The sequence below is a fragment of the Pseudomonas caspiana genome, from assembly GCF_002158995.1.
GTDB classification, from domain to species: Bacteria; Pseudomonadota; Gammaproteobacteria; order Pseudomonadales; family Pseudomonadaceae; genus Aquipseudomonas; species Aquipseudomonas caspiana.
The window spans coordinates 300,543-326,490 of the sequence record NZ_LOHF01000002.1 but is presented as its reverse complement, the minus strand read 5'-3'; the positions used below and the strand labels follow the sequence as shown (position 1 = coordinate 326,490).

At 56.2% G+C, this 25,948-nt stretch carries 28 protein-coding genes and 1 pseudogene; 13 read left to right on the top strand and 16 right to left on the bottom strand.

Features of this window, described 5'->3' with window-relative positions:
• Positions 1–113: 113 nt before the first annotated feature.
• The 3 genes from AUC60_RS03880 to AUC60_RS03870 all read left to right on the top strand — a co-directional run bounded on the left by AUC60_RS03880 (position 114) and on the right by AUC60_RS03870 (position 3,105).
• Complete coding sequence (locus AUC60_RS03880) at positions 114–746, top strand: TetR family transcriptional regulator (RefSeq protein WP_087264771.1); 633 nt, start codon at positions 114–116, stop codon at positions 744–746.
• Positions 747–1,021: 275 nt separating this feature from the next.
• Positions 1,022–2,155, top strand: coding sequence for a type VI immunity family protein (locus AUC60_RS03875; RefSeq protein ID WP_405623531.1), 1,134 nt, complete (start codon positions 1,022–1,024; stop codon positions 2,153–2,155).
• A gap of 95 nt (positions 2,156–2,250) precedes the next feature.
• The gene (locus tag AUC60_RS03870; protein WP_238599513.1) at positions 2,251–3,105 is read left to right on the top strand and encodes a cache domain-containing protein; all 855 of its coding nucleotides are present in this window, start codon (positions 2,251–2,253) and stop codon (positions 3,103–3,105) included.
• Positions 3,106–3,288: 183 nt separating this feature from the next.
• Here AUC60_RS03870 and AUC60_RS03865 read toward each other — a convergent pair whose 3' ends face one another.
• The 3 genes from AUC60_RS03865 to AUC60_RS03860 form a co-directional block, all read right to left on the bottom strand.
• The gene (locus AUC60_RS03865; protein WP_087264769.1) at positions 3,289–4,806 is read right to left on the bottom strand and encodes an MDR family MFS transporter; all 1,518 of its coding nucleotides are present in this window, start codon (positions 4,804–4,806) and stop codon (positions 3,289–3,291) included.
• A gap of 126 nt (positions 4,807–4,932) precedes the next feature.
• Positions 4,933–5,103 (bottom strand): hypothetical protein, encoded by a 171-nt coding sequence (locus AUC60_RS27960; protein ID WP_167384306.1) that lies wholly within the window; start codon positions 5,101–5,103, stop codon positions 4,933–4,935.
• Between the two features lie 259 nt (positions 5,104–5,362).
• Positions 5,363–6,292 (bottom strand): AraC family transcriptional regulator, encoded by a 930-nt coding sequence (locus AUC60_RS03860; RefSeq protein ID WP_087264768.1) that lies wholly within the window; start codon positions 6,290–6,292, stop codon positions 5,363–5,365.
• A gap of 319 nt (positions 6,293–6,611) precedes the next feature.
• Between AUC60_RS03860 and AUC60_RS03855 the strand changes: the two genes are divergently transcribed.
• The gene (locus AUC60_RS03855) at positions 6,612–6,941 is read left to right on the top strand and encodes a putative quinol monooxygenase (RefSeq protein WP_087264767.1); all 330 of its coding nucleotides are present in this window, start codon (positions 6,612–6,614) and stop codon (positions 6,939–6,941) included.
• A 53-nt stretch (positions 6,942–6,994) separates the two neighbouring features.
• Entirely contained in the window at positions 6,995–7,234 is a 240-nt protein-coding gene (locus AUC60_RS03850; RefSeq protein ID WP_087264766.1) for a hypothetical protein, read from the top strand.
• On the opposite strand, the gene AUC60_RS03845 is transcribed toward AUC60_RS03850, so the two are convergent.
• The 6 genes from AUC60_RS03845 to bglX all read right to left on the bottom strand — a co-directional run bounded on the left by AUC60_RS03845 (position 7,235) and on the right by bglX (position 15,968).
• Positions 7,235–7,858, bottom strand: a complete 624-nt coding sequence (locus AUC60_RS03845; protein ID WP_087264765.1) for a flavin reductase family protein — start codon at positions 7,856–7,858, stop codon at positions 7,235–7,237.
• Positions 7,859–7,996: 138 nt separating this feature from the next.
• The gene (locus tag AUC60_RS03840; RefSeq protein ID WP_087264764.1) at positions 7,997–8,416 is read right to left on the bottom strand and encodes a hypothetical protein; all 420 of its coding nucleotides are present in this window, start codon (positions 8,414–8,416) and stop codon (positions 7,997–7,999) included.
• A gap of 356 nt (positions 8,417–8,772) precedes the next feature.
• On the bottom strand, positions 8,773–10,098 hold the full coding sequence (locus AUC60_RS03835) for an MFS transporter (RefSeq protein ID WP_087264763.1): 1,326 nt from the start codon (positions 10,096–10,098) through the stop codon (positions 8,773–8,775).
• A 312-nt stretch (positions 10,099–10,410) separates the two neighbouring features.
• Positions 10,411–11,739 carry a sigma-54-dependent transcriptional regulator gene (locus AUC60_RS03830; protein ID WP_087264762.1) on the bottom strand — a complete coding sequence of 443 codons (1,329 nt, stop codon included), beginning with the start codon at positions 11,737–11,739 and terminating at the stop codon, positions 10,411–10,413.
• The gene (locus tag AUC60_RS03825) at positions 11,733–13,502 is read right to left on the bottom strand and encodes an ATP-binding protein (RefSeq protein ID WP_087264761.1); all 1,770 of its coding nucleotides are present in this window, start codon (positions 13,500–13,502) and stop codon (positions 11,733–11,735) included. The genes AUC60_RS03830 and AUC60_RS03825 overlap by 7 nt, the downstream gene beginning before the upstream one ends.
• Positions 13,503–13,658: 156 nt before the next feature.
• Positions 13,659–15,968: a beta-glucosidase BglX gene (bglX, locus tag AUC60_RS03820; protein ID WP_087264760.1), complete on the bottom strand. Its 2,310-nt coding sequence runs from the start codon at positions 15,966–15,968 to the stop codon at positions 13,659–13,661.
• Positions 15,969–16,337: 369 nt separating this feature from the next.
• Here bglX and AUC60_RS03815 point away from each other — a divergent pair, with 369 nt between their 5' ends.
• A complete protein-coding gene (locus AUC60_RS03815) occupies positions 16,338–17,555 on the top strand; it encodes a class I SAM-dependent methyltransferase (RefSeq protein ID WP_087264759.1) in 1,218 nt (405 codons plus the stop codon).
• Between the two features lie 6 nt (positions 17,556–17,561).
• On the opposite strand, the gene AUC60_RS03810 is transcribed toward AUC60_RS03815, so the two are convergent.
• Positions 17,562–17,762, bottom strand: coding sequence for a hypothetical protein (locus AUC60_RS03810; protein WP_087264758.1), 201 nt, complete (start codon positions 17,760–17,762; stop codon positions 17,562–17,564).
• On the opposite strand from AUC60_RS03810, the gene yiaY reads away from it, so the two are divergent.
• Both yiaY and AUC60_RS03800 read left to right on the top strand, forming a co-directional pair.
• A complete protein-coding gene (gene yiaY, locus AUC60_RS03805) occupies positions 17,761–18,909 on the top strand; it encodes an L-threonine dehydrogenase (RefSeq protein ID WP_087264757.1) in 1,149 nt (382 codons plus the stop codon). The genes AUC60_RS03810 and yiaY overlap by 2 nt on opposite strands.
• Before the next feature lie 32 nt (positions 18,910–18,941).
• Complete coding sequence (locus AUC60_RS03800) at positions 18,942–19,265, top strand: DUF2025 family protein (RefSeq protein ID WP_087264756.1); 324 nt, start codon at positions 18,942–18,944, stop codon at positions 19,263–19,265.
• Between the two features lie 165 nt (positions 19,266–19,430).
• Here the strand turns inward: AUC60_RS03800 and AUC60_RS03795 are convergent, their stop codons facing one another.
• From AUC60_RS03795 to AUC60_RS03775, 6 genes and pseudogenes are all read right to left on the bottom strand, one after another.
• Positions 19,431–20,537 carry a methyl-accepting chemotaxis protein gene (locus AUC60_RS03795; protein ID WP_405623625.1) on the bottom strand — a complete coding sequence of 369 codons (1,107 nt, stop codon included), beginning with the start codon at positions 20,535–20,537 and terminating at the stop codon, positions 19,431–19,433.
• Between the two features lie 42 nt (positions 20,538–20,579).
• Positions 20,580–21,002: pseudogene (locus AUC60_RS28430) on the bottom strand (MCP four helix bundle domain-containing protein); the annotation flags it as partial.
• Between the two features lie 328 nt (positions 21,003–21,330).
• Positions 21,331–21,573, bottom strand: a complete 243-nt coding sequence (locus AUC60_RS03790) for a pyocin activator PrtN family protein (RefSeq protein WP_087264754.1) — start codon at positions 21,571–21,573, stop codon at positions 21,331–21,333.
• Entirely contained in the window at positions 21,570–21,767 is a 198-nt protein-coding gene (locus AUC60_RS03785; RefSeq protein WP_087264753.1) for a hypothetical protein, read from the bottom strand. The genes AUC60_RS03790 and AUC60_RS03785 overlap by 4 nt, the downstream gene beginning before the upstream one ends.
• Positions 21,768–21,870: 103 nt before the next feature.
• The gene (locus tag AUC60_RS03780) at positions 21,871–22,122 is read right to left on the bottom strand and encodes a DUF1654 domain-containing protein (RefSeq protein WP_087264752.1); all 252 of its coding nucleotides are present in this window, start codon (positions 22,120–22,122) and stop codon (positions 21,871–21,873) included.
• Positions 22,123–22,268: 146 nt separating this feature from the next.
• On the bottom strand, positions 22,269–22,976 hold the full coding sequence (locus AUC60_RS03775) for an XRE family transcriptional regulator (protein WP_087264751.1): 708 nt from the start codon (positions 22,974–22,976) through the stop codon (positions 22,269–22,271).
• 197 nt (positions 22,977–23,173) lie between these two features.
• Here AUC60_RS03775 and AUC60_RS03770 point away from each other — a divergent pair, with 197 nt between their 5' ends.
• The 5 genes from AUC60_RS03770 to AUC60_RS03750 all read left to right on the top strand — a co-directional run bounded on the left by AUC60_RS03770 (position 23,174) and on the right by AUC60_RS03750 (position 25,800).
• Positions 23,174–23,587, top strand: coding sequence for a hypothetical protein (locus tag AUC60_RS03770; protein ID WP_087264750.1), 414 nt, complete (start codon positions 23,174–23,176; stop codon positions 23,585–23,587).
• Between the two features lie 537 nt (positions 23,588–24,124).
• The gene (locus AUC60_RS03765; RefSeq protein ID WP_087264749.1) at positions 24,125–24,493 is read left to right on the top strand and encodes a putative holin; all 369 of its coding nucleotides are present in this window, start codon (positions 24,125–24,127) and stop codon (positions 24,491–24,493) included.
• The gene (locus AUC60_RS03760; RefSeq protein ID WP_238599512.1) at positions 24,486–24,779 is read left to right on the top strand and encodes a phage holin family protein; all 294 of its coding nucleotides are present in this window, start codon (positions 24,486–24,488) and stop codon (positions 24,777–24,779) included. Before AUC60_RS03765 ends, AUC60_RS03760 begins: the two co-directional genes overlap by 8 nt.
• Before the next feature lie 175 nt (positions 24,780–24,954).
• Positions 24,955–25,155: a Com family DNA-binding transcriptional regulator gene (locus AUC60_RS03755; protein WP_087264748.1), complete on the top strand. Its 201-nt coding sequence runs from the start codon at positions 24,955–24,957 to the stop codon at positions 25,153–25,155.
• A 3-nt stretch (positions 25,156–25,158) separates the two neighbouring features.
• On the top strand, positions 25,159–25,800 hold the full coding sequence (locus AUC60_RS03750; RefSeq protein ID WP_087264747.1) for a hypothetical protein: 642 nt from the start codon (positions 25,159–25,161) through the stop codon (positions 25,798–25,800).
• The last annotated feature ends 148 nt before the right edge of the window (positions 25,801–25,948 follow it).

The window sequence follows — 25,948 nt, the reverse complement described above, 5'->3', positions numbered from 1 at the left end:
CCGTGCTGACTGGGGATCGAAGGTTCGGGACAAGGTGCTACAAATGCCGCCCGGTTTTGCTTCAGGGCCACGCAATTCGTGGCGCGTAGCATATTTAATGAGGTTTTACTGCCATGGTTCGTCGTACCAAAGAGGAAGCTCAGGTTACCCGTAGCCAAATCCTTGTAGCCGCCGAAAAAGCGTTCTATGAAAGGGGGGTTGCGCGTACGACTCTGGCAGATATCGCATCCTTGGCAGGCGTGACTCGCGGTGCGATTTACTGGCACTTCAGCAACAAGGCAGATCTGGTGCAGGCGATGCTCGACAGCATTCAGGAGCCACTGGAAGAGATGGCCAAGGCGAGCGAAAGCGAGGACGAGGTCGACCCATTGGGTTGCATGAAGAAATTGCTTATTCATTTGTTTCATGAAATTACACTGGACCCAAAAACGCGTCGCATTAATGAGATCTTGTTTCATAAATGCGAATTCACCGATGAAATGTGCGATTTCCGCCTCCAGCGCCAAGCCAACGCGCTGGAGTGCAACGACCGTATTGGCCTGGCACTGAGTAACGCCGTGCGTAAAGGTCAACTGCCCGCAGATCTGGACACTGTCCGCGCTTCTATCGCCCTTCATGCCTACATCGACGGCATGCTGGGTCAATGGCTACTGATTCCTGATAGCTACTCGCTCAACGACAGAGCCGAGAAGTGGGTTGACGCCGGTTTGGATATGCTGCGCCTCAGCCCCGCGCTACGCACCTGAAACTTTTGTCAGAATATTCCCGTTCCCCACAGCCCGCATCTATATCGAAGTATGAAGTGACTGCCCAGTCACTTTACCCACACCTTACGCTGTTGGCGCAATGCCACTATGACTGTCGGCGATCAAAAGCGTTCGGCAGAGGCTATTTTTGTAGGAATTGAGTAGGACACTTCTTGAAGTGTGTAGCTGATTTCCCAAATTGATTTTCCAGTATTGTCCCTTCCGGCAACTCCCTTCACTCTTCCGCGGCATTCGATGACCGGGAGAATAAAAGCGTGTTGCAAACCGTACCTGAAGCAGTAGGAATTCCGGGAAGACTCAAGGACCAGGCCAATCAATTATTGGCTGATGCTGCACAATGCCGACCCGCCGCTAGACTCGGCCTGATGACCACTTTGTATTTCAAGCACGGTCACACTGAGCAGATCAGGCGGCGTATCGAGGAATGTTTTACACATTTTTACGACACGTTTCGCTCGGCCCTTGATTGGCAGTCCTATCAGCGCCTTCGAAAGCTGTCTCCGAGCAGTTTCTCTATCTGTCGACGGCAAGTGCTTGAAAGCTCGCCAGACGAGCCGCTGCTGTGGTCAATTTCCAGCGCCAGGCCAGTCGAAGCCGCCACTCATTGCATGTCGGTGATGGCCCCCTCGCAATCTCAGGCGGCTACGGATCACTCCTGTCTGAAAATGCTCCTGCCCTGGTCCTTTTTGATGGAGAGAGACGGCGCCAGGGTTTATGAAGGATGGATCAAATATCTATGTAATCAGACTCAGGCCGAGCATGGCTACGGCGGTCTTGTGTGTGTCTTGCCAGGAGATGGTCTGCGTTATTTGCCGCTGGAATATGAGCTGGCGCGAAACTATATCGGTCTGATGGTGGATGCCGGGCCTCATATGGAAAGCCTGCGTTTACTTGATCGAATCAAGGGCGTCAGTTGGTACAGCGTTCTGGGGAACCGGTTCGTGCATCAGTTGGGCGGCAGTGACCGCTTGCGCAGCGTGCTCAGTACCCATAGCGATGTGGTTTTTCATACTTATGAGAATGGCCTGATGATCCGCGCTGGCGTGTTACCCGCGTTGGGCGGCAAGAGCGAGGCGCCATCGAGTGCTTACGTGGCGGTCAATAAAGTGCTCAAACCCATACGGGTGCAGGATACCGGGTGCCTGCATCCTTGCCCGGGGCGGGGCATCGGTTTTACCGAGCAATCCACTGCGCAGTGGTACGCACGCTTCGACGAAAAGCCCATGGCTTCGGTGCGTGCCGGTCAGCCTTGCCCGCAGACCGGCCACTGGTTCAGCAGCGCCATGGCGCGCTCCCGGCGTTTCTTCAACAAAGGTGAGGTCATGCCTGCTTTCGAGCACCTTAAGGCCGAGCGTACGCAGTGGTTCTGGACTGATTTCAGCGGATAGCGATACGGCGCTGACGACCCCTTTTCCATGAATGATTCTTCATCATCCGGCGTTTGTCTAAGCTCTGTGCAGACTTACAAAAAAAGGGGCCGTTCATGCAATTTTCACCACGACGTATGGGTGTTGTTCTGGGGGTTCTATGCTCCGCCTGGCTTGGTCAGGTGTGGGCTGGGGTCGAAAGCCCGGAGCAGGGGCCTGCTGCCAGAGCTCTGCTGGAGAAAGCGGTTGCCCGTTATCAGCAGGCGGGGGACAAGTCGTTTGCCGAATTCAGCCGTCAGGGTGAGTTCGTTGATGGGGAGCGTTATGTGTTCGTCGTCGACACCCATGGCGTCATGCTTGCCAGCGGTGGACCCTCGGTTGTGTTGATTGGTCGCGATGTCTCTCAGGTGCTGGAGTCGGACCTGCAAAAAGCCTTCAAGGATGTTTTGCAGACGCCGGAAAGCAAAGGTGTACAGCAGGCTGAATACCGCTGGCATAACTGGGCCGACGGTAAAGTCGAGCGTAAGCGGGTTTACTTTCAGCGTGTTGGCGAGCGGATTCTGGCGGTGGGTTACTACGTCCCTCGTGCATCGCCTGAACAAGCCAGAGCTTTATTGGACAAAGCAGTCAAGGAATTGAGTCGCGACCAGAAAGGGACCCTCAGTGCAATCAACAGCCTGCGAGGCGGTTTTTTGCAGGATGACCTTTATGTGTTCGTGGTCGATCTGAACAGCAAGCGTTATGTCGCCCATGGCACCAACCTGCGATTGATCAACACCGACTTCCGTAAGGTCAAAGACCCGGAAGGCAAACCGGTCGGCGAGCCGATGTTGGCGCTGATTGGAAAGCAGGACACCGCTGAATACGAGTACCGCTGGCGCAATCCCGTAACTGGCAAAGTAGAAAACAAGCATGCGTATGCGCGCAAGGTTGGCGATTATCTGGTGGCGGTGGGGTATTACAGCCAGTAGCTAAGCGGGGGTTAACTCTGGAAATAGCTCTGTCTCCGCGCGATGGGCTGTAGATGGGGCTCTGTGGGAGCGAATTCATTCGCGAAGACGGTGTGTCAGCCCCTGTTTTCGGGGCCGCCTATTTCGTGAATGAATTCGCCCCCACGGGAAAACATTTCAGGCTAAATGATCGTTGCCCGTTGATCAGCTCTCTTTATGCTCTCTCCCCCGCAACAGGTTGTTGGGCATCGCCAGTGCGGCAGCCAGACCCAGCAGTGAAATGGCTGCGCTGACGATCATCAGGTGGCGGAAGGTCAGTAACAGCTCATCACGCAAGATTTGCAGCGCCGGGCCGCTGGCGGCATTGAGGCTGTCCATCAGCACGTTGCCGGACGCACCTTCACCGCCGATCGAGCCTGCACCAGCCAACCCTGCATCACCAAATTCAGTGCCTTGCAGCATTGCCAGCAACAATGCCGACATCAACGCCACGCCCACCGCGCCACCCAAAGAGCGAAACAGGTTAGTGGTGCTGGTCGCCACGCCCATGTCGTGTTTCGCCACCGAGTTTTGCGTCCCCACCAACGACGTTGGGAACTGCATGCCACTGGCGATTCCTGTCAGCACCATAAACAAGCTGGTCATCAGCAAGGATTGCGGCGGGGTGAACGCCATGCCGAGAATCGCAATCGGCATCAACATTGCGCCGGTAAGAATCATTGGCTTGTAGCGGCCGGTCAATGAAGTGCGACGCCCCGCAAAAAAAGCGCCCATGGGCATGCCGATCGCCAGTGGCAGAAGGTGCAGTGCAGCGCTGTCGGCACCGCCACCGGTGACCGTTTGGAATCGTAGCGGCACCAGCACGATCAGCGAAATCGCCTGGAAGCTGGTGAAGAAAATCGTGCACCAGCAGAGCACTGCGCTGCGGTTGGTGAACAAATGCATCGGCAACAGAGGCTCCAATGCTCGCCGTTCGTACCAGACGAAACAAACCAGAGCCAGCAATGCAATACCGAGCAGCGTCAGTACCTGCTGATCCCGCCAGCTATGGCCCTGGCCAATTTCAGTTATGCCCAGCAACAGCGCCGTCAGGCCGACGATCATCAACACCGTACCCAGGTAGTCGATGATCGGTTTGCGTTGCGGGACAGGCAGGCCGAGTAACGTGCGTTTGGCGAACCACCACGCAATCAAGCCCAGTGGCAGGTTGATCAGGAACACCCAGCGCCAGGAAAGGTATTGAGTCATGACGCCTCCCAAAACCGGACCTGACACACTGGCCAAGGCGTACATGCCGCTGAAATAGCCTTGGTAGCGTCCGCGTTCCCGCGGCGGAACAAGATCGCCGATGATTGCCTGACTGACTGAAACCATGCCGCCCGCGCCAATACCTTGAATGACTCGCGCCAGCACCAGTTGCTCCATGCTCTGCGCTATGCCGCAGAACAGCGAGGCCAATGTAAACAGCCCCAGGCCAAACAGCATCAACTTGCGTCGGCCGTAAAGATCCCCGAGCTTGCCGTAAATGGGTACGGCAACGGTCAGTGCAACCATGTAGGCGGAAATCACCCAGGCCAACAGGTCGAAATCATTGAACTGGGTAGAAATAGCGGGGATCGAGACGGCAACAATCGTCTGATCAAGGGCGCTGAGAAATACGGCCATCATCAACGCGTACAGGACGCTACGGATTGAAGGCGTGGTCTGGGCAATACTTGTCAAGACAGAACCTGATCGACAGTGATTTCCGCCGAATGCCGACGGGGAGCACAATCAGTCTAAGCCGATAGCTCCCTAATCGATAGCTGCCTTATGCATTTCCAGCCACTTAAACGCTTCAGCGAAGCCTTATCGCAATGCGCTGAATGTCGCGTTACTGGGCACGCAATGACCGAAGCTGCATGTCGCCACTTGTGGCGCCTGACGAGCCAGTTCGTTGCGGTAGACACCCGCTGCATACACCGCGATAACGGCGCTGATACTCAGAACGGTGACGCATTTTTTTATTTTTATGTTCATGTCGCTTTCCTCATTCCAACTACTTGGCAGTTCAGGAAGGATTAAAGCGAGTGTAGGGCAGGCGTGCAGGGGACGTAGGACAGAATTGATCTATGGGGTATGGCGTATTGCCTTAAAAGTTATAGCGTCTTAAGTACCAACCACTTCTGCCGTAGGAGCGCACGAGCACCGCGAGGCTGCGATGGCGGTGTGTCAGGCGGGATGCTATCGCGGCCTCGCGGTACTCGTGCGCTTCTACAGGAGTGTGTGGCGAACAGCGCTAAACAGTGGCCCGCAACCGGGCAAGATCGCGCAGCGGCGGAGCGCCGAACAGACGACTGTATTCCCGGCTGAATTGCGATGGGCTTTCGTAGCCCACTCGGTAGCCTGCAGCCGACGCGTCGAGCCCATCGGCCAGCATCAAGCGTCGTGCTTCCTGCAGCCGCAACTGCTTCTGGTATTGCAACGGACTCATCGCCGTGACGGCCTTGAAGCGATGGTGCAGAGTGGAAACGCTGAGGTTCACCTCCCTGGCCAGTTCTTCAATGCGCAAAGGCTCAGTGAAATTGTGATTGAGCCATCGGATCGCCTGAGTCACGCGATGAGTCTGGCAACTGGTGATGGCTATTTCGTAGAGGCGATGGCCTTGGGGGCTACGCAACAGTCGATACAGAATTTCGCGTTTGATCAGTGGCGCGAGCATGGGGATGTCTTTCGGGCTATCGAGCAAACGTGACAGGCGTAGCACTGCATCCAGCAACTGCGTGTCGATCCTTTCGATATAGAGGCCGCGTCCGCTGGGGCGGGTCGGAACGCTCATGGGACCGGCTTCGGCGATCAGGGCGTTGATATCTGCCGGGTCGATATCCAGTCGCAAAGCCAGATTCGGATTTTCCGGTGTCGCGTGAAGGATTCTGCCGCTCAACGGCAACGCGACAGACAGCACCAGGTAGTTGAGTGGATCGTAAGTGTAGGTCTCGTCACCCAGACGCACTTCCTTGCTGCCATGGGCAAACAAGCAAAGCGCAGGCTGAACCAGGCTAGGCAGCGATTGCGCCGGGCTTTCATAGCGCACCATGTGCAGCGGCGAAATAGCCGTCTGAAATGAGCCTTCGGCAGGAGCGAATCGGCGAACCAGGTCAGCCAGCTCGATTCGCTGCTTCTCGAGGTCTTCGCTAAGCGGTTCTTTGAGTGGCTGAAGTGGCGGCATGAGCGAGTCCTTTAATCCTTCATTGATGTGCCCAGCTTATTTTTGTGCAAGCCAAAGCACTACCTGAATCCTGCGAGATGATTGCCTGATTCTGCCAGAGTGCATGTTTCACGCTGTCAAACCGGGTCTGCCGTTGCCTGTTACTGCGTTGGCGTTGCATGAAGTCTGCCCCTTCTGTATCGCGTGATTTTCACAGCTACGCAGGATCAGGCAAGAAGCCGACAGTAACTGACTAACGAGTGTTGCCCTAAGCCTCTAATCTCGGTTCCTGTCGCCGCACCCTGAAAACATCATCCTGTACACTAAAGGAGCTATGACCATGCCTCAGTCATCATCAGTGAGCCATCTGGTTTTCGCCCGCGCCAGGACTGGTCACAGCGAACAACTGGGCGAGCGCTTGCTCTGCCTGATCGAGCCTTCTCGCACGGCTGAAGGTTGCTTGAGCTTCGCTTTGCAGCGCTCGCTAAAGGATCCGGACCTGTGGCTGATTTCCGGCTGCTGGGTCAGCGAAGAGGCAATGAACAGCTGGCTGACCATCCCCGAGTTACAAGTGTTTGCCGACGTCATGCAGACCTATATGGTCAGCAGCCTGGATTTCCATACCTTTGCCACCCTTGCTGAGGCCGAGCACCTGATGCAAGCGGTTTGAGCGTCGTAGGTTTAGAATCCCCAGCTTTCAAAGCACAGGCAGGATCTGGACCCATGGCACGTAAAGAACTCAATGGCTTCGAAGCGGTTTCAGCAGTCGTCCCAGGCGAAGGTGGCTACAGCGCCGCCATTGCAGTAAAGGGCCTGGGGGCCGGTGGTGCACCGGTATTCAATCGGGTGCTGCCCGAGCAAAAATTCAAGACCGCCCATGAAGCTGATGTTGCAGCTACCGATGAGCTGAACCGCTTGATCAATATCGATGCTGAGGGCGGTCTTTCATTTCAGGCTCAATGATCAGGCTTTGGGGCGGTGCATCTTGAACAGCGCTTCCGGACCTAGCTGGAAGTAATCTGCCGGGCCGCCGCCACGCAGAATAGGCTCGCCAGCCGCTGTGTCGTAGATCCCGTCCTTGAGCAGTGATTTTGCGATATGCACCGCCACCACTTCACCCAGAATCAGCCAGCTAGGCACGACTTCTTTGTCGGCGCGTTGTAACTGGATGATTTGGGTCACCTTGCACTCGAACGAAACCGGCGTTTCCTTAACGCGCGGCACGGCCACTATTTGCGATGCCAGCGGCGTCAGGTTTGCCAATTCGAACTCGCTGACATCCGCAGCAACCGGTGCGCAGCTCTGATTCATGGCTTCAGCCAGCGACCGCGTGGCCAGGTTCCAGACAAACTCGCCAGTCTGTTCGATGTTGTTCAGGCTGTCTTTGCGCCCAACGCTACAGAAGCCAATGATCGGCGGGATGTAGTTGAAGGCGTTGAAGAAGCTGTACGGCGCCAGATTCAACTTGCCGTTGGCATCTTGTGACGAGATCCAGCCGATAGGGCGAGGACCTACGATTGCATTGAACGGATCGTGTGGCAAGCCGTGGCCTTGGGAGGGTTCGTACGAATAAATATCGTCTGACATGTGCTAATCCTGTGGGCTCAAAGGCGCATGAAAAGATGCGTCTATAGTGCCTGACATTCAAAGCGTCTGATATTTTTGCGTGACTCAAAAACGATTAAGCCCGGCGCAAGGCCGGGCTAAAAGGGACCGTTCGATCAGTTAGATCAGACGATTTGCACCTACGCGGTCTGCGCCATCAGCGGCCAGACGATTTGCACCAACGTGGTCGGCGCCGTCAGAAGTCAGACGATTTGCACCTACACGGTCAGCACCGTCTTCAGCCAGACGATTTGCGCCTACGTGATCAGCACCATCAGCGGCCTGGCGGTTAGGACCTACATTGTCGGCACCGTCAGCAGCCAGACGATCAGCACCAACCTGATCGCTGCCAACAGCCGCTTGGCGGATGCTGCCTACGTTGGTGTGTACGGAACCGCCTTCGGCAACAGTAAGGGTCGAAGATTGCTCAACCGCGTTGGTGTGGTTGTTGCCTGGCAGGCTTGGAAGTTGTGGCGAAGCGAATGCGCTTGAAGCCAGAACAGAGAATGCAATGCCAAAAATCAGTTTGTTGGTTTTCATGATGGTGTACTCCAGTAATCGAATGGGTTGTCAGTTCGGTATGGAGTGAATGCTACGCGCCTGAAATTTATTCAGAAGTGAATAGCAGTGCTAACGACCATCGCTAGAAATGATAGTTGGATACAGGGCACGATTTTCGGGCTTCTCAGCTTGGCCTGCATCAGGACGGTGCATTTTTTTGAAAAATCTTGTAATAAACCCTCTTGACAAATTTAAATTGTCATAATTATTGCCTTTTTTGTTATTTTTTTAGCTGTGGATTGCACCGATCTGGCGGGTGCCAGTTGAGAATTTCTCGTATTAAAAAAGGGCAGACCCACGAGTGTGGCTGCCCCTTATCATTGCCGCTGATGGAATCAGTCGGTTTCGATGCGTGAGTGCTTGCGTGTGTCTTTCATGAACACGTAAACCAGCAACGAACAGGCGATACACGCCGTAACGTACCAGTAGTACCCGGTCTCCATGCCAATGCTCTTGAACCACAGCGCGATGTATTCCGCCGTGCCGCCAAAGATCGACACGGTCAGTGCATACGGCAGACCAACGCCCAATGCGCGAATCTCGGTAGGGAACAGTTCTGCTTTCACCACTGCGTTGATCGAGGTGTAACCGCTGACGATGATCAGCGCCGCCATGATCAGGAAGAACGCGCCCCACCAGGTCTGGATCGTATGCAGGGTAGTCAGGATCGGCACGGTGCAGAGCGTACCCATCACACCAAAGGCGATCAGGATGGGGCGGCGACCGACCTTGTCCGATAGCGCGCCAACCAGCGGTTGGATCACCATGAACAGAAACAGGGTTGCGGCAGAAATAGTGGTCGAGTCACTGATACTCATCCCCACCGTGTTCACCAGGTACTTTTGCATGTACGTAGTGTAGGTGTAGAAAGCCAGCGTACCGCCCATGGTCAGGCCCACGACAGTCATCAGTTCCTTCGGATGGCGCATCAAAGTACGCATCAGGCTTTCTTTTGGCTTTTCCTTCTTGGCACGGGTAAACGATTCGGTTTCTTCCATGCCACGACGCAGGAACAGCGCAACCACAGCACAGAGTGCGCCGATCACGAACGGCACGCGCCAACCCCACGAGTAAAGTTGCTCGGTGGTCAGCGTCTGCTGCAGCACGATCAATACGGCGAGCGCGATGAGTTGGCCGGAAATCAGCGTCACGTACTGGAAGCTCGAGAAGAAGCCGCGACGTTCCTTGGTTGCCATTTCACTGAGATAGGTAGCCGAGGTGCCGTACTCGCCACCAACCGACAGGCCCTGCAGCAATCGGGCGAAGACCAGCAGGATCGGAGCGCCGACGCCGATGACTTCATAGCCCGGTGTCAGCGCGATGATCAGGGAGCCGAAACACATCAACAGTACCGAAGCCATCAGTGCTGCCTTGCGGCCCTTGCGGTCAGCGTACAAACCCATCAGCCATCCGCCAATCGGGCGCATCAGGAAGCCTACGGCGAAAATGGCTGCGGTATTGAGAAGTTGCGCTGTGGTGTCGCCTTTCGGGAAAAAGGACTTGGCGAAGTAGAGGGAAAAGGCGGCGTAGACGTACCAGTCATACCACTCGACCATGTTGCCGACCGAGCCGCTGAAAATCGATTTGAGACGACTTGAGGTGGTTTTTTCAGCCGCTGGAGCGTTGGCCGACCCTTTAGAAGCAGAGTTGGGAATGTCCATCATGTTCCTTTTTATTCATTGTTTTTAGAATGGCGCGTCAGTGCGCGGCCTTGCTGTGGCTATAGCAGGAGCTGTGCCATGTGAGAAAAGGCCGGTTTAGAGGGGATGGCGTTATCTGGATGAGCGGAAATCCGCTTATTGATGGTGTTGGGGTAGGCGGAAAGTTGCCGATAATTTCATCGCTAACGCGAATATCTGTAGGAGCTGCCGAAGGCTGCGATGGCGGTGTGTCAGGAAAAATGCATCGCAGCCTTCGGCAGCTCCTACAGGGACGGTGTTTTCAGATCGATCAGTGATGCCCTGGCTGCAGATCTACTCGACAAACATCTCGCGCAGCAACCCATGCCGTTGCATCTTCTCGTTCAAGGTGCGGCGCGGCAGCTGCAGTTCTTCGAGCACTGCTTTGATATCCCCTTTGTGCCGGGCCAGCGCGGCACGCAGGCATTGTGCTTCGAAGGCTTCCTGTTGGGCCGCAAGGGATTGTCCCGGATCGGTTGTGAACGTCGGCGATGAGGTCAGGCCGAGAATTTGCCGCTCCGCAGCGTTAGCCAGTTCGCGAACGTTGCCGGGCCAGTCATGACTCAACAATTGGCCCAGCTGTGCGCCACTGAGTTCAGGTGCGCCGCGTCCCAGACGTTGCGCTGCCGCATTGGCGAAATGCGCGAACAACAGCGGGATGTCCTCACGGCGCTCACGCAACGGTGGCAGGCGCAATTCGGCCACCGTCAGCCGGTAGGCCAGATCCTCGCGAAAGCGTCCGGCGCGAGCCTCTTCCAGCAAGTCCGGTTTGGTGGCGGCGACAATACGCAAGTCGACATCAATGGGCTTGTTTGAACCCAGCCGCTCAAGTTTCTTGTCTTGCAGCACGCGCAGCAGTTTGACCTGTTGAGCCAGCGGCATGCTTTCGATTTCATCAAGAAACAACGTGCCGCCGTCCGCGTATTCCAGCTTGCCGATACGTTTGCCTTGAGCGCCGGTGAAAGCACCGCTCTCGTGGCCGAACAGTTCGGCTTCAAACAACTGCTCCGGGATCGCCGCGCAGTTGAGCGCCACAAAAGGCTTGTGCGCCCTAGGGCCGAAATCATGCAGGCAGCGGGCGACCATCTCCTTGCCGCTACCGGTTTCACCACGAATGACCACGTTAACCGGCAGTTGCGACAAGTCCAGTACCTGACGCCGCAAGGTTTGCAGGCCGGGTGAAACGCCCAGCAGCTTGGCTTCCAGTTGAGTCCGGGTGTCGGCCTGTTCGTGGAGGCGACGGTTTTCCAGAATCAGCTCACGTTTTTCCAGGGCGCGACGCAAGTTGCGCAACAGCACCTCGGGGCTGAAGGGTTTTTCGAGAAAGTCATATGCACCTTCGCGCATGGCATCCACGGCCATGGGTACATCGCCATGTCCGGTCAGCAAAATCACCGGCAGATCGGCGTCGATTGCCCGTAAGCGGCTCAATAACTCCATGCCGTTCATACCCGGCATGCGCACATCGCTGAGGATTACTCCGGGGAAATGCTCGGGCAGATTCGCCAGGCAGTCTTCAGCACGGCTGTAGACCTGAACATCGAAGCTGGACAGGGTCAGCCATTGCTCCACGGCCTCACGAATCGGGGCTTCGTCGTCGACCACAATCACTGAGTTCAACATGCAGAATCAGGCTCCAGATAGTCATTGGGCAGGCTGAACCAGAACAGCGCGCCATTGTTCTGGTTTTCGGCGCTCAGCCGTCCACCCAACTCGTGGACGATGGCATAGGACACCGCAAGCCCCAACCCCAAACCATCGCCAACAGGTTTAGTGGTGAAAAATGGATCGAAGATATTCGCCAGATGCTCGTCTTCAATACCGCCGCCGCTGTCCGCCACGCTGATGAGCCAGCGCGTCTGCTCCGGATAGATACGGATTTCCAGGCGTTTGACGGGCTTGTCGCGCATGGCGTCCAGCGCATTACGCAACAGGTTGATCAGCACTTGCTCCAGGCGGATCGCGTCGCCGCGTACCCAGGCCGGTCTCGTCAGGTTCAGGACGCAATCGACATGCTCGTCGCGTAGTCGAGAGTCCAGCAACAATAAGGCTTGATCAACCACCGCCGCCAGATCGAGCCGTTCGCGCAAACCTCCGGGGCTTTTGCGGGCGAACGTTTTCAGGTGGCCAGTCAGCGCCTTCATCCGTATCAGCTGTTGATCCAGCGGTTCGAGGGCCTTGTAGGCGTCGTCGATACGGCCGTGATCCAGCAGCAGACGCAGCGTAGCCAATTGCATGCTTTGCGCTGTAAGCGGCTGGTTGATTTCATGGGCCAGGGCTGCGGACATCTGACCCAGCGCGGCGAGCTTGGTCGACTGCACCAAGCCCTCTTGTGCGGTACGCAGATCCCGAGTGCGCTCTTGAACCTGTCGCTCCAGTTCATCCCGGCTGCTTTCGCGCAGGCGTGCCAGACGCCAGCGCTGGTAGAGGAACAATCCGAGAAACACGATCGTCAGCCAGATGCCCGCGGCTGCCAGCGCTGCGTTTCGGGCATCCTCACTGGCCAGTTGCGGGTTGCGTAACAAGTGCAGGGTCCAGTTTTCACCAGGTAGCGGCATGGACTGCCACAGATAATCAGCCTTGCCATCCGGTCCATCGACTTGGGTCAGGTGGCTTTGCTGGTTGAATTCGCGCAGCTCAGTGCGTTGCAGCGGGGACAGCGGTTGTTTGTCGTACTGGCGAGTCGCGGACAGTTCGGCGCGATCTTGCGTAGTAATGGGCAGCAATTCGCGATAACGCCAAAGCGGCTGGCTAGCAATGAAGACGATGCCCTTGGCGTCACTGACCAGCAGCAAGTCTTCGCCCTTGGCCCACTCATGCTCAAGGTCGGGGAATTCCAGTTTGACCACCATGGCCCCCATGAACTCACCTGCATCGCCTGTTACCGCATGGGACAGGAAGTAACCGGGGATGCCGCTGGTCACGCCGACCGCGTAAAAGCGTCCGACGCCGGTGGCTTTGGTCTGCTGGAAATACGGGCGAAAAGCGTAGTTGTGACCCACGTAACTGGTCGGCAGCCGCCAGTTGCTCGCACCGATGGCCAGGCCATTGCGATCCATTAACTCCAGGGTCGAGGATTGCGCTGCGCCGTTGATCTTCTCCAGTTTGCGGTTCAGGGCATCCTGGGACACGGCCGTAATCGGGCCATTCAAGGCGGCGCGCAATTCCGGGTCAAGGGCCAGCACTGCGGGCAGTGCCCGATAACGTTCAATCAGGGTATGCAGGGTGTTGGCGTAAAGCGAAAGCTGCTCCTGCGCCCGTGCAGCATCTTGCTCTACGCCATGACGCTGCGCCTGTCGCATCGCCAATCCGGCCGAGACAGCAGCGCCCGCCAGGATCAGCAGGACATACAGCGTGATGCGCAGGGACCGGGAAGTGGAGGGCATGAGCGGGGCAGCCAGGATTGCGCATTATCTGGTTTGGAATGCTAACTCCTGTGGGAGCGAGGCTTGCCCGCGATAAGGACGCCGCAGATATCAGATCTATCGCGTCCAGTCTCATCGCGGGCAAGCCTCGCTCCCACAAGGGGAAGGCCGCGGTGATTACAACAAATTAAAGCTCGTTTCTTTAACCGTCGCAGAATCCAGGCCGATCATCAGCTTGAATTCACCGGCTTCAGCAGCGTATTTCAACTGTGGATTAAAGAACTTCAGGTCTTCTTCAGTCAGGCTGAAGGTCACGACTTTTTCTTCGCCGGCTTTCAGCATGATTTTCTCGAAGCCCTTGAGTTCTTTGACCGGGCGGCTGATGGACGCTGCAACATCACGCAGGTACAGCTGAACCACGGTTTCGCCCGCTACCTTGCCGGTATTCTTCACGGTCACGCTGGCGGTCAGCTTGCCTTTGCGTGGCAGGTCTTTGGCGGACAGGGTGATGTCGGAAACATCGAACTGCGTGTAGCTCAGACCAAAACCAAACGGGAACAACGGGCCGTTGGTTTCTTCAAAGTATTGCGATGTGTAGTTGCCTGGCTTCTCCGGTGAATACGGACGCCCTGTGTTCAGGTGCGCGTAATAAATAGGCAACTGACCCACCGAGCGCGGGAACGACATTGCCAGCTTGCCGGACGGGTTGTAGTCGCCAAACAGTACGTCGGCCACGGCATTGCCGCCTTCGGTACCCGGGAACCAGGTTTCCAGCATCGCATCGGCTTGCTCGACTTCGTCGACCAGTGTCAGCGGACGGCCATTCATCAACACCAGTACCAGCGGTTTGCCCGTGGCTTTGAGTGCCTTGATCAATGCCTGCTGGGTGGCAGGGATGTTCAGGCTGCTGCGGCTGGCGGATTCGTGTGACATGCCGCGAGACTCGCCCACTACTGCGACGATTACGTCGGCCTGTTCAGCGGTCTTCACCGCTTCGGCGAGCATTTCCTGAGCGGGGCGCGGGTCAACTTCTACTTCGTGTTCGATGAAGTTCAGGTAGTTAAGAATGTGCTCGTTATCGCTGACGTTGGACCCACGGGCATAAAGCAGTTTTGCCTTGTCGCCGACGGCATTGGCCAGACCGTCATACACAGTGACCGACTGATTCGGGCGACCTGCGGCAGACCAGCTGCCGAGCATGTCCAGCTGACTTTTGGCCAGGCTGCCGATCACGGCGATGGTGCCTTCTTTCTTCAGCGGCAGGGTTTCGTTCTGGTTTTTCAGCAGCACCAGAGTCTTGCGTGCTACGTCGCGCGCTTCTGCGCGGTGCAGACGGTCGTCAGAGTAGGTGTCGGCCGGGTCCTGAGCGGCATCGCCGATGCGCAGGTATGGGTTGGCGAACAGACCCATGTCGTACTTGGCGCCCAGCACTTCGCGGACCGCGCTGTCGATTTCCGTCATGGAAACTTCGCCGCTTTTGACCAGACCTGGCAGTTCTTCACCGTAAGCCTTGTCGTTCATGCTCAGGTCAACGCCGGCCTTGATGGCCAGTTTTGCCGCTTCGCGGTAATCCTTGGCAACGCCGTGATCGATCAACTCCTTGATCGCACCGTGGTCGCTGATCGTCACGCCCTTGAAGCCCCAGTCCTTGCGCAACAGGTCTTGCAGCAGCCAGTTGTTGGAGGTGGACGGTACGCCATTGATTGAGTTGAGTGCGATCATTACACCGCCAGCGCCTGCATCAATACCGGCGCGATAGGGCGGCAGGTAATCCTGATACATGCGGTTCGGACTCATGTCCACAGTGTTGTAATCACGACCACCCTCGACTGCGCCATAAAGGGCAAAGTGTTTGACCGCTGCCATGATGCTGTCCGCAGATGCGACATTTGCGCCCTGGAATGACTTGACCATTTCTTTGGAAATGCGTGAAACCAGATAAGTGTCCTCGCCAAAGCCTTCGGAGCTACGGCCCCAGCGCGGATCGCGAGAGATATCCACCATCGGTGCGAACGTCATGTCCAGACCGTCGGCACTGGCTTCGATAGCCGAAATGCGGCCAGTCTCGGCAATCGCGGCCATGTCCCAGCTGGCGGCCATGCCCAGGCTGATCGGAAAAATAGTCCGATGGCCGTGGATCACGTCGTAGGCGAAGAACATCGGGATTTTCAGACGGCTCTTGGCAACTGCCGCTTCCTGAAGCGGGCGGTTTTCTGCGCGGGTGATGGAATTGAACGTGCCGCCAATGCGACCCGCAGCAATTTCCTTGAGAATCATCGGCTGCGGTACTTCCTGGCTGATGCTGATCAAGCGCAGTTGACCGATCTTTTCGTCGAGGGTCATTTGCTTCATCAAGTTGGCGATGAAGGCGTTTTTAGCTTGCAGCGTGGCCTGACTATTGGCGGCCGAGGCGTTGACATTGTTTGCAGCCAACGCTGGCTGACTGGCCAGACCGACCAGGAGACCGAGTAAACACAGCTTATTCATGAATGATTTCTCAAGGCTTTGCCCGCAACTCGCATTTAATAACAGGCAGCCATATTTTATGGGTTTAGACCTTTGGTATTACTTATCGGCCAGGACTGCAGATTGCCGCGGTACTTCTCATTGCGCTGAGTATCTATAGCGCGCAGGTTTTCGATATCTTGGCGTAGGCGACGGATTATGCAGGGGAACTTACGTTTTGGCTAAAGTCACTTTAGCCATTCGGAATCAAAAAGTAACAAACTGGCTACAGGCTCGCCAATCCGGCTTTATTCTTCCAGACCGGCGTTCATCAATTAATCCAACCTCCAGCGCCTTAACCCGCCTAAAATAGCCATCTTTGCTATCAGCTCGTTTCCGAGGCGTTTTTCGATGTCAGTCACCGCTACTTCCACCCAGCCCGCGCCGGATCATCGTGCGCAGTTTTTGAGTCTGCTGGAAAACAGTCTTTCCCAGAACTCGTTCATCAAGCTGGTGCTGGCCAAGTACGTGGGCGCTGAAGCCGAGTTGCAGCGGGTGATCATCAAGGCGCTGACGGTCAAGGATCAGCCTTGCCTGTCCTTTGTGTATCGCTACAAAACCCGCGACATTACCAAGAACTTCCCATTGGTCGAGGCGGTGCAGGTCATTGCACAGCTATTGCCTGAGTCTTTCAAGAATGCGCACTTGCTGTCGTTGACCGATGAGGTCCAGCTGGAGTTCAGCAAGAAAGGCAAAAGCACGCTGTTCAAGAGCAAGGCGCAGCAGGAACGTGAAGCACCGTCGGCAGGCCATGATCGGGAGAAGAAACGTTATCTGGAATTGACCCGACCGTTTCTGACTGACCTGGGCGTGACGAACAAGCAGCATGAGCTGATCCCGTCCATGTCGCGTAAGTGGAAGCAGATCAATAAATTCATCGAGGTGTTTTCTCACGCCCTGACGTCGTCGCCACTCAAGCTCGATCAGCCGATCAAAGTGGCGGACTTCGGCTCCGGCAAAGGTTACCTGACGTTCGCGATTCACGATTACCTGCGCAACACCTTGCAAGCCGAAGGGCAGGTCACCGGTGTTGAGCTACGCGAGGACATGGTCACGCTGTGCAACAACGCGGCGGAACGTCTTGAACATCCGGGGCTGAAGTTTGAGTGCGGCGACGTACGCAGCGTGGCGCCCAGTGCGCTGGACGTCATGATTGCGTTGCATGCCTGCGACATCGCCACGGATTACGCGATTCACATGGGCATTCGCTCCGGTGCGTCGATCATCATGTGTTCGCCGTGCTGCCATAAGCAGATCCGTCTGCAAATCCAGAGCCCGACGTTGCTGCGGCCGATGTTGCAATACGGTCTGCACATGGGCCAGCAAGCTGAAATGGTCACCGACAGCTTGCGTGCGCTGCTGCTCGAAGCCTGTGGTTACGAGACCAAGGTGTTTGAATTCATCTCGTTGGAGCACACCAATAAGAACAAGATGATTCTGGCCGTCAAACGCGCCGAGCCGCTCAAATCCACCGAGATACTGGCGAAAATCCAGGAACTGAAAGTGTTTTACGGTATTCAGGAACAATGCCTTGAAACCTTGCTGCAGGCGGATGGGTTTATCAGCTAAGACCCACTACCTGTAGGGGCTGACGAGCAGCGCGAGGCTGCGATGACGGTTTATCAGGCAGATCGCTATCGCAGCCTCGCGTTGCTCGTCAGTTCCTACAGGATCGCGCTCACAGCCCAATTCATTGAGCCAGATCAATTTTTCCTTCCTCGGCACGCGCATGCTGTAAGCATTCCCACGCAGGCGATTGCGCCGAGGTTCCATCATGAGCAGCACCTTCTTCATTCCCGCCGTGAACATCATGGGCCTTGGCTGTCTCGACGAGGCCATGCAGGCGATTCGTAAATACGGTTTTCTCAAAGCACTGATCGTTACCGATGCTGGCCTTGCCAAGGCAGGGCTGGCGACCCAGATCGCTGGTCTTCTGGTAGAGCAGGGCATTGACTCGGTGGTATTCGATGGCGCCAAACCCAACCCGACCGTCAGCAACGTTGAAAGCGGACTGGCCATATTGCGTGAGCGAGAATGCGACTTCGTGATTTCTCTGGGCGGCGGTTCGCCTCACGACTGCGCCAAAGGCATTGCGTTGTGCGCCACCAATGGCGGGCACATCAGTGATTACGAAGGCGTGGACCGCTCGAAGAATCCGCAATTGCCGTTGATTGCCATCAACACCACGGCGGGTACAGCGAGTGAGATGACCCGCTTTTGCATCATCACTGACGAAGTCCGTCACGTGAAAATGGCCATTGTAGATCGTAATGTCACGCCGCTGCTGTCGGTGAACGACCCGGCGATGATGGCCAAAATGCCCAAATCGCTGACCGCTGCCACCGGCATGGACGCGCTGACTCATGCCATCGAAGCATACGTCTCGACGGCCGCTACGCCGATCACCGACGCCTGTGCTCTAAAGGCGATGGCGTTGATTGCCGGTTATCTGCGTCGCGCAGTGAACGATGGTTCCGACATGGAAGCGCGGGAGAACATGGCGTACGCGCAATTCCTCGCGGGCATGGCGTTCAACAATGCCTCTTTGGGTTTTGTGCATGCCATGGCACACCAACTGGGTGGTTTCTACGACTTGCCGCATGGGGTGTGCAATGCGGTATTGCTGCCTCATGTGCAGAGTTTCAATGCCGCGGTCTGCCCGGCTCGCCTGACGGATGTGGCGCATGCCATGGGGGCGGACATTCGCGGCCTGGCGCCGGAGGAGGGTGCCCGTGCCGCGATTTCAGCGATCCGTACGTTGTCCGGTTCCATCGACATACCGCCGGGGCTGACCGCGCTGGGCGTCAAGGAAGAGGACTTTCCGGTCCTGGCGGCCAACGCTTTGAAAGACGCCTGCGGCCTGACCAACCCGCGTCCTGCTGACCAGGCCCAGATAGAAGACATCTTCCGCCGCGCACTGTGATTGCTTCCCCACTCACTGGGGCAGGACTGCCGATGAAAACCACTTCCAGCACTATTTGCGAAGCCGCCGACGACCTCGCCGGCTTCGTCGGTTACCACCACAAGGCACAGCGATACATCGTGCGCTTCAGCGAAGATTCGTTTGGTATGGACGTCAGTGATGACGGCATTATCCCGACCTGCGACTTCGTCTGGATGGCCGCAGAAAACGATTTGATGACCCTCAGCCGTGAGCGCCTTCAGTTGCTTCTTGAGCAGAACATCGACGACCGCTTGCGCATCAGCGAGCCTTTGCGGGTATACATGCGACGGCTGGATTTGCCGGAGATAGTGGTGGAGCGGCGGGTGAAGGTCTAGAGCTGCATCCTTCGGACTGGAATGAATTTCCTGCAGGAGCTGCCGAAGGCTGCGAAGGCATTCATCCTGACTCGCCGCGATTCGCAGCCTTCGGCAGTTCCTGCAGGGTTTTCATTTTGTGCAAGACTGCGCCGTGCCGAAGACACGGCGGCAGCATGATCATCCTCACATCTTGAAGCGCAATGCCAACTGATTCAGCCCCACTGCCAGTTGCGATAGCTCGCTGCTGGCAGCCGAGGTCTGGTTGGCGCCTGCGGATGTTTGCAGGGACAGGTCGCGGATGCTGGTCAGGTTACGATCAACTTCCCGGGCAACCTGCGCTTGCTCTTCAGTGGCGGAAGCAATGCTCATGTTGCGCTCGTTGATCTGTATTATCGCCGCCGTGATTTCAGCCAGTGCCAGGCCAGCCGCTTCAGCGACGTCAAGGCTGGCGCGTGCGCGCTCACTGCTGTGGCCCATGGCGCTGACCGCTTTACCGGCGCCGTCCTGAATCGAGGCGATCATTTTTTCGATCTCGGCAGTGGACTGCTGAGTACGATGGGCCAGCGCCCGAACTTCGTCTGCTACTACCGCAAAGCCACGACCGGCTTCGCCAGCCCGCGCTGCTTCGATCGCTGCGTTGAGGGCAAGCAGGTTGGTCTGATCAGCGATACCGCGAATCACGTCCAGCACGCCGCTGATGCCTTGCACTTGTACGGCCAGACCGTCGATCTCGACCGCAGTGACACCTACTGCCTGATGCAGCTCATTAATCACGCTCACGGTTTCGCCGACACGCTTGCTGCCGTTTTCTGCCGACTGGCTCGAATCACGCGCAGCTGTGGAAGCCAGCGAAGCGTTGCGTGCTACTTCTTCAACCGCCGCACTCATTTGATTAATGGCTGTTGCAGCCTGATTGATTTCGTCGTTTTGACGCTGCACGCCACGCAACGAGTCCTCGGTAACGGCGGTCATCTCTTCGGAGGTCGATGCCAGCTGCGACGAGGAGTCGCCCAGCTCTCCCAGTGTACGACGCAGGTTTTGTTGCATTACCGATAGCGCTTGCAGCAGGCGGCCCGGTTCGTCTTTGCCATCAATGTCGATTGGCTTGCTGAGATCGTTGGCGGCAATTTGCTGAGCAACGGCCAGGGCCTTGGCGATCGGCGCTACCAGGCTGCGGGTAAACAACGCGGCCAGTGCCAGCGTCGCCGCCAGCGCGATCACGATAGCCGCGATGGTCACGTTACGCGATTGGGAGTAAGTCTGGTCGGCCACAGCGTCGGACTCGGCCATCTTCAGGTTGGCCAGGCGCGAAACCTCTGTGATGTCCTTACTTAACAGTTCGGCGGCCTGAGTCATCTCACCGGTGGAGATCGTCATCGCATTGATAACGTCTTCACGCTTTTGCGCCACCGCGTCCAGGAAGCGCGAATGAACGGCCAGGTATGCCACCAGATTGCGGTCCATGTTGCTGAATGCCTTTTGACCGGCTTCGGTAATCAGTAACGGCTTCAGCTTACGGACATCTGTTTCCAGGCTGTTGCGTGCCTGGCTTATACGGTCGAGCTGCCTCTTGGCATTTTCTGCGTCTTGCGCGGCGCGCAAACCGGTATTACCAAGACGGATCGTGACCAGGTCAGTCTTGATCTGCTCAATTGCCTGAATAGTAGGCAGCACGTTGTCCTGCAGTGTCTCTCGTGACTCTTTCAAACCAACAGACTGTTGTAATGAGAACAGGCCCAAGGCTGTAATCAGCATGGCAAAAAAGCCAAAGCAGAGTAGCGATCGGGGGGCGATATTAAGATTTCTCAGATTCATGCGAAGGGCCTGTCGAGAGAGGAAACGTTAGTAGCCTATCGACGTTAAACGGTTCAGCTTGAGACCACTTAGCTGATTATTTTGAAATATCCAGTAATGAGCTGAAAAAAGTCTTAAATATCAGCGCTGTCTGTGAAAAGTGCCGTCCTAGACGCTTCGCTGTGCATGCCTGTCAATGCCATTGTTGATAAGCGTGTGGGTTTTGCATCAGATTTGTTGCTTTCAGGGAATGAAATCGATGCCGCTGTCTGGCAGCGGCTATCTCGGGTCACGCCGCCTGTAACTGGTCTTGAGCATCCAGATAGTCCGCGAGGTTGTGCAAATACACCACTGGCTGACCTTTATTGGAGCCGCCCAGGCGAGTAACTTTCAGGGCAATTGCGCCACTGCTGATCTTGCGCATCAGGTAACGATCGCTCGATATATGAGAGAAATACCGCTCTCTAACGGCGCTCAGCGTTGGGCAGGGCGTGGCAAATTCGGATCGCAGTTGATTGAGTGTCTGACTCATGCTGCGTCACCTCCCCAAGGGTTGGACTGATCCGCAGTGGCAAAGGCAGGATTGACCTGATCGCGACGATTTTTCGGAGTAATGATCAGCAGCAGGCCGACTTGCTGCTGGATAGTCCGGATTGCAGCAGGACTCGAAGCGGCTGCCGGATGCAGGTACACCAGGCAGCGAGGGTGATGCTTTGGGTTCTTCATGGCTCGTACTCGGTAATGAATGGGTACGAGATTAAATTAGCAATAGCTAAATATTTATACAATAGCTTTTGCTAAATATTTCCTGGCGTTTTGAATAAATCATTCAGTCCTGAGCCGGTACGTCCCAGAACACGCGTACGGAGCCGTCGTCCTGAAGGGTTGCGTACACGCCATCGGTCTCGGTGATGGCATCAATGATTTGATCCCAGTCCTGCTGAGACTCGTCTGGCGCCTTGTAGACCAACGCCGCATGTTCCTTGCGAGCGGCGGGTGACGTAATGATTTTCTGAAGGCGTGCGCCCAGCAGTTCGAGCGATGTAGGGGGGACGAGGGCCCTGGTTTGCGTCTTGGACATGTGATCCTCCTTGGTGTTATGTATATACATACAGTAATTATTGAGGGGCAAAACGGCAAGGTAAAAGAGTACGTGTGTACTCCTTTTTCGTTTGAGCGTAAAAAAGCCCGCAGGAGCGGGCGTGTTTTTTAGCTTGGTTCAGAGCCTCAAAGTTTCCTGGCATTCCACACGAGCAAGACCCGCGCTTGAATATGGATTTTCTCCAGATCGGCCCCGTCGATCATGATCGGCGGGTAAACGGGATTGTCCGAGATCATTCTTAGTGCGCCCCCGGTCATCCGCTGAAGCCGCTTGATGAACAGGTCGCCGTCAAGGGTGAACACGTAAACCGCGTCGGTGCGGATTTCCGTGATTCCCCGGTCCACGAGCAACGAGTCGCCGTCGCGAAAGGTGCCCTCCATACTGTCGCCATCACCGGTGATGATCGCCAGATTTTCAAGACTGGAGTACGGCACGCCCTGGGTTTTCAGCCAATCAAGGTGAACGGTCATCTCGCGAATGACTTCAACCTGATTTTCCGGAACCAGACCGTAGCCCATCGACGCTGCGACGTTGAGGTGCGGAATGGTGATAAACCCCAAGGTTTCCATGACTCTTTTGGTGTCGACGGCAGCCACGGCTTTTGGCGCTGCGCCCTCAAGCAGATCGCTTGTCTCTGGAGCAACCAATGTGCCTGCGGGCAGATCAATTTTGCCCTCAAGGGTTGCAGCCGCTTTCTCGCCCAGCTTTCGATGGCCGTTCAACAGTTGCGATAAATAAGACGCGTCCAGACCGAACTGGTTGGCGAAGTCTTTCTGGGTGAGGCCAGCCATAGCATGGCGAAGGGCTCTAAGGCGTTGTTCGTAGATATCCATGGCTCAATCATCGCTTTGCGTTAGCAGACAGTAAATTACATTTTGCTATTGATGTAAATATTAGCGATTGCTAATCTTCTTGTTCATCCCACGGGTTTACGACGATTTGCCTGACTTCGGTCAGGTCGATCAATCACGCCTTGGGTTTTTCGCGATGCCAGCTTCGCGGGCATTGAGCTGATGTAGAGGGAACAACAATGATCAAGGAAATTGAAAAGCTGATGGTGCATTGGGGCGAGCAGACCCGTGAGCAAGGTTTAGGCGGTGGTTTGGGCAGCCAGTTAGGCGCATTGATCGAGTGGGGCGGGGCACCGCCGCGCAGCACACCGGGCTCGCGCATTCTTGCAGGCCGCACTGGCATGGACACCATCGCCACCGCGATAGATCGCGCCGTTGCGCAATTACAGCGCACACCGGGTCAGGCGGCTTTGGCCAGACTGGCCACACAACGTTACTGCGAGCTGGTACCGGTGCGCGAACAGATGCGCACCGCAGGGATTGCCGAAGGGGCCGACCGAACCTATCGCAACTGGGTGCAGCGGCTGCATGAGCAGGTGATGGCGATTGTAATGGTGAGTTCGGGCAAGCGTGGGTTGGCTTCCAGCAGGTGACACATGCAGGACCTGATTTGAAATTTATTTCCCGTAGGAGCGTACGAGCAACGCGAGGCAGAGATGGCGGTGTGTCAGACAGAACGCCATCGCGGCCTCGCGTTGCTCAACAGCTAAATACTGAATTGAAATGCGTTTTCTGTAGGAGCTGCCGAAGGCTGCGAAGCATCTCTTCTGGTACACCGCGATCGCAGCCTTCGGCAGCGCCTACAGATCCTGTGTTTACTTCGCGACAGCTGTGTCATCCGTTTGCCGATCTCCTGAAATGATGACTCGGCAACCATTCGTCGAGCGACTTTGTCGTGTTCTGGTCACATTCCTGTCGCGTTCAAGTCGTATGTGAACCTCCTCAAAATCGCCTCTTCCCATGCTTTCCGGCGGCAGGTACAAAGGCGGCACGATCTGAGATTTACGCCTGAGGCAGCAACGGCCAGGCAGGCTTTTGCAGCCCTATCATCAGGCCTTTTAAAGGCAGTCACCCACCCCGCTTCGGCGGGGTTTCTTTTTCCCCCTTGGGGTTCGCAATGGAGTATGAGCATGGCCGAGCCAGCGAGCACGGCCGCATCTGTCGTGGTCGCTGGTGCGGCCGGTGCGGGTTTCGCAGGATTGTTGACAGGCATCGATACGCTCGCCGCCATCGGCGCATTGGCAGGTGCATTGGTGTTCTTTACCACCACAGAAGAAATGCCGGTCTGGAAGCGGATGGTCTTTCTGTTGGTGTCATTCGTAATGGGTTATTTGTTCGCCCCCGCTTTGGTGGACTTCGAGGTCTGGGGGATCCGCCCTTTCAAATATTCAGGGCCCGCAGCATTCGGGGCATCCGTGCTGGTGGTCACGGTGGCGCTGGCAGCCATCAAACGGCGCGGCAGATTAGAGACCGGGCAGCCTGGAGGTCAGGATGGATAAGCCTTTGATTAGCGCACTGCTCACCCAGGTGACGTTCTGGTTGTGCATGGGCTTGTTCGTTCGGCTCTTCACGTTTCGCCGCAAGGGCGCACGGTTTCGCCGCAACATGAGCTGTCTCGCCTGGCTGGTCATGGTCAGCGCAGGTACGGTGATGGTTTACATCTGCAAAGGCATGCTGGTCATGCCGGTTCAGGCCTGGCCTCTGGTCATGATTCTGGCTGTATTTGTCGGCTCTGTTTACCAGAGCAACGGCAATCTGGCGCAAGTCTGGAAGATCGGGCAATGAGCTGATGCCTGCATGCCAATAGCTTCTGAGAGCCCGCATTCGGCGGGTTTTTTGAGCCACTTTTCACGATCACTGCAAAGCCCCGTTCTCGGGGCTTTTGCGTTGCAACGCAAAACCGGCCGGCGACTGCGGATTGAGCCTAGCGTGCCCCGGCATAAGTAAAAGGCATAAGCAGATGTTGAAAGATTGCAGATGTGGGAAATGCAAAAGACTTCTTGCCCGATTGGGCGGGTACACCGAACTCCAGATCAAATGTTCCCGATGCGGGACGTTGAATCATGTGAGGGCCGAGAGCCCCGAGTCATCGCCTCTGAGCGACCAGCGTGCGGACAGTCCACGCAACCGGATCGATACCCAAATTAATACCTCGAGGTGAACTATGAAACTGTTCAAAACGCTTCTGTTGGCTACGACATTGTTGTCGTCCTTTATTTCCGTAAACACTTGGGCTGCGGCTCAGTCGTGGAACCTGGCTCGCGATATGTATTTGATGAAAGAGAGTGCACCAGCTGGCTCTACTTGGGCATTCATGCAAAGTGCGGCGGGCGGCGGTTCGTCGGCGAACTATACCGCCATGCCTTCCTTTGCGGCAGATCAGTGCGGTGCCTCTCCAGCAACCTGCTGGCAGAACTCGGCCACGGGCGGCTGGATCGCAATTCCAAAGGCTGATTACGGTTTTTCGGGAAGTGGCGGCAGCTTTGTCTTCAAGCAAGGTGATGCCGCGTTGCACCCAGGCAACAACACCCAGTCGATTATTCGCTGGACGAGTCCAATTACTGGGTCGGTCAGTGTTCACGGCCGTGTGAATGATTTGCATACGTCCTGCGGCAACGGCATTGCCTTGATCATCAAGTCTGGTGACTCTGCGATCAAGACTTACGACCTCCCTAATGGCGGCAGCGCCGTCGTGAGCGAGGATGCTATTCCGGTTACAACAGGTGCTCCTTTGTATTTCGTGTTTGACAACAAAGGCGACTACTCCTGCGACGCCACTAGCCTGGATCTGTTGATCACCAACTAACAAAGATAGCAGCCCGGCGGAAAGGCCGGGCTGCTTCATTGATGACTTACTCATCAGAACCTCTGAAAGCCCCGACCTACAGGGCCTGCTGAGCCATTTTTTACGACCACTGCAAAGCCCCGTCCGCGGGGCTTTGTGGTGTCTGGAG